Origin of the sequence: Marinobacter xestospongiae (assembly GCF_023156385.1) — a bacterium.
GTDB classification, from domain to species: domain Bacteria; phylum Pseudomonadota; class Gammaproteobacteria; order Pseudomonadales; family Oleiphilaceae; genus Marinobacter; species Marinobacter xestospongiae.
This window is the reverse complement of sequence record NZ_JAKZAK010000051.1, coordinates 1-3,390: the sequence shown is the minus strand read 5'-3', so window position 1 is coordinate 3,390 and position 3,390 is coordinate 1. Positions and strand designations below refer to the sequence as shown.

The window sequence follows — 3,390 nt, the reverse complement described above, 5'->3', positions numbered from 1 at the left end:
AATGAGGGTACCGGCAGCGACCCTCCTTCCTCCACCTCGTTATCTCAAAGTGCTGCGGTTATTGTCTGACATCAGGTTGTTATTGGTTCGTTGTTATCGAGGAGGGTTTACAACAGTTGTATACGAGGCAGCGGCATCCGACAAAGCTTATTTGGAGTAAAACCGGGACAGACCTGCTTTTGGCCAATTCTGACCTTCATCCCGAAAGGGCTAAAGCGATCAGCGAGACTAGCGGCTAGCTGGCCCGGAACGGATTCCGGGCTTTCTCTGTGCAACGGCAAGGAGAAGCCAATGTCCCGTCAGGCTCGGGTCAATGTGTCCGGTCTCCCACTTCATATTGTTCAGCGTGGTCATAATCGTCAGCCGGTGTTTATTGAGGCGCGCGGCAAATGAAAAGTAGGTCTGTCCCGGTTTTCCATGGGTTCGCTGACACGTCCGCAACCACGGCGGGCGGTTTGAGGAGAGCAGCGATAGATCGGAACATGAACCATGGATTGCCGGACACGCCGCCCAGGCAGTGGGTGGACTGGGAATGGGCATTCAACATGCGATTCGCTAAACATAGCCATTACGCTTTATCTAAATACACTCTTTATTGTAAGATCGAGATCTCTCACTTTAATCCAAAGAGAAACGGAAAATCTCTTGTAAAACCACACTTCTACTAAGGAATGGTAGTGATGCAAACTCAGCTTTTATCTGTCCAATTTCCCTTTGAGCAACGCCAGCTAAAGGCTCGCCTTGAGCGTATGTTGGATCAAAGGCGCTTATTCGCAGCTATCGATGAGGACCCTGCGCTCATCGGTGCGGGGGTTGTGTTTATTGATCGCAATGGGACTACTGTCACCCTGAGAGAGTTCGAGCCTATCTGCTTTGTGAAACCGGTCACAATCATTCTCCGGGAGCCTCCTCTGTCCATATCTTCAGTAGAGTATGTTGCAGATGTAAAGACGAATCCTCGCGAAAACAGATTGGTTCTGGAAGGTGCAGGCGCTGTCCTAGCTTGTGGGTCTGCTGTGCTTGGTTGGGTTGTTCTAATCACCGCTGGTGTTGCTATCCCATTCACAGGCGGTGGCTCTGTCTTTCTGGCGACGCTGGGGGGAGCAGCTGCTGTGGCGGGCACCGCTCAGTGTGGCAACGCTCTGTACAGGGCCCATAACGAGATTTATAGTCCAGAACAGAACGACCAGCTTGATAGCGAAGAGTGGTACCAGACAGCAACTTTGGCTCTGGATGCGATCTCTCTTGGAGGTGCAACCGCTGCGGGAATGGTGACGTTTAAAGGAGTGAAACTGCTTCTTAGCCAGGGTGTGAAGCCACGAGCGGCGCTAGAGGGGCTCAATAGGGTTCAAAGAAAGCGACTAACTGAGGAAGTGGCTAGAGTTCGGCACCCCGGCATTTCAAACAAGATGCTTAAGTTTCGGCAGCGAACTGGAGAGATCCCCAAGCGATACTCTAATGAAGCTATCAGAGCTACGACAATTCGCCAGATCAAAGAGTCTGTTGGGGTGGGGTTAACGGTCACCGGAAGCGCAACAGGCGGTGTTATCCGTCAGGTGGCGGTCGCAATCGTGTCAGAGGAGTAATTAGTGGCGCCGGGAAAGAGGAGTAAGAAAAAAACTAAAGTCAGCCATCAAAAAATGCCTGAATATCAGCCTATCCCTCGCGGGCTGTGGCATATGCTTGGGGCAGTCATGCTCATGATTCCGACATTTTCGCTGGTTGTGAGCTTTCTTTCAGGATTTCTCGAAGCTTGGTTTGAAATCAAGGCAATCATCTATTTTGATGTAAGTGCCTTAGTTTTTTTCACTCTGACCCTGAGTATCCCTACAATGCTTATTGTTTTCGGCTATGCGTGGGCCCAAAGGTTTTTGCTCGCACAGAATCTTGTTCTGGCTTCGGTACTTTCAGTAGCGGTTTTATACTCTGTTGTATTTGACACCTATCTGAAAGCTACTCTTTGGGGACTCGGCCTTAGCTGTGCTCTGTTAGCAAGAAAACTTTACACATCTGAAGGGTTTGCAAACTATCGGGACTATGCAAAGGCCGCATGGTCTGCACACCGGGCGAATAGAAAATATTAGTTCACGTTAGTATCGGGCCTTATTAAAACCATTAAATTCGGGACAGATCGGTTATCTGAACAGTTTTTGGTTAATTCTGCCCCTCATCCCGGAAGGACTAAAGCGATCAGCTAGACTAGCGGCTAGCAGGCCCGGAACGGATTCCGGGCTTTCACTCTGTAGCGGCAAGGAGAAGCCGATGCCCCGTCAGGCTCGGGTTATCGTGCCCGGTCTCCAACATCCACATTGTTCAACGTGGTCGTAATCGTCAGCCGGTGCTTGTTGAGGATCATCAAAAAAGGGGTCAGATCGATTTTAAATTGATCAATTCGGCCCCGCCTCGAACATCCGATACAATCTTTCCGACGAGCTAACGGATTGGCTCAAAACTCTCAAACGGAATTGCACCATGCCACGGAAGACACGGATGTATCTCCCGGGCGTTCCTGCTCATGTGGTTCAGCGTGGCCATAACCGGGATCCTGTTTTTTTGCGGAAGAGGATTTCCGCTTTTATCGTCAGGTGTTGGGAGAAGGTCTGAAGCGTTACGGCGCAGAGCTTCATGCCTATTGCCTGATGACCAACCATGTTCACCTGCTGTTGACGCCCAAGCATACCGACAGTATCTCCCGGCTCATGCAGCATGTGGGGCGCCAGTACGTTCAGTACATAAATAGAACATACCGACGGTCGGGGACGTTGTGGGAAGGGCGGCATAAAGGCAGTTTGGTGGATGCCGAAAACTACCTGTTGAGTTGTTATCGCTACATCGAGTTGAATCCCGTCACGGCCTGTATGGTCGATCAGCCGGAGCAATATCCCTGGAGCAGCTTTCGCACGAATGCATTAGGAGAGTCCGATGAACTGGTGACGGCCCACCCGTTGTTTTTGGCGTTGGATCGGGAAGAAACCAAGCGTCGTCAGGCATATCGTGATCTGTTTCGATTCAGCCTACCTGACGAACTGAGGAATGAGATCGCTGATTGTTTGTCGGCCAGTCAGCTGTTGGGACGGAGCCGATTCAGAGAACAGGTGGAGTCGACGCTCGGGAGTAAGGTGGGGCAGGTGAGCCGTGGGCGACCAAAAGGGCAGACCGAAATGATCAAGTTAAAATCGATCTAATTTAAAATCGATCTGACCCCTTTTCCCTTTTCGCTTTTCGGACCCTTTTCGCGGCTTCCCTACTGCTATTGATCGGATAGCAACGACAGCAGCGTCTGGGTGTGTTCCACCGCCTCGCTACCGCGGCTCGGCGATTTTCAACCCAGTTGTCCAAATGACCGCATTTAGGCGGCCAGTTTATTGCGCTCAACTTCCTGCAACTTGC

Annotated in this window: 3 protein-coding genes and 1 pseudogene; all 4 read left to right on the top strand. The window is 51.0% G+C overall.

Features of this window, described 5'->3' with window-relative positions; genetic code table 11:
* Nucleotides 1-680 precede the first annotated feature (680 nt).
* The 4 genes and pseudogenes from ssp4 (at nt 681) to MLD24_RS21355 (ending at nt 3,185) form a co-directional block, all read left to right on the top strand.
* On the top strand, nt 681-1,586 hold the full coding sequence (gene ssp4 / locus MLD24_RS21370; protein WP_248169336.1) for an Ssp4 family T6SS effector: 906 nt from the start codon (nt 681-683) through the stop codon (nt 1,584-1,586).
* A gap of 3 nt (nt 1,587-1,589) precedes the next feature.
* The gene (locus MLD24_RS21365) at nt 1,590-2,084 is read left to right on the top strand and encodes a hypothetical protein (protein ID WP_248169334.1); all 495 of its coding nucleotides are present in this window, start codon (nt 1,590-1,592) and stop codon (nt 2,082-2,084) included.
* Nucleotides 2,085-2,585: 501 nt separating this feature from the next.
* A pseudogene (locus tag MLD24_RS21715) lies at nt 2,586-2,777 on the top strand (transposase); the annotation flags it as partial.
* Nucleotides 2,778-2,792: 15 nt separating this feature from the next.
* Nucleotides 2,793-3,185 (top strand): hypothetical protein, encoded by a 393-nt coding sequence (locus tag MLD24_RS21355; RefSeq protein WP_248169338.1) that lies wholly within the window; start codon nt 2,793-2,795, stop codon nt 3,183-3,185.
* Nucleotides 3,186-3,390 lie beyond the last annotated feature (205 nt).

What these genes read in the sequence shown, in the direction of transcription:
- ssp4 (WP_248169336.1), top strand. Translation starts at nt 681, where the DNA reads ATGCAAACTCAGCTTTTATCTGTCCAATTTCCCTTTGAGCAACGCCAG.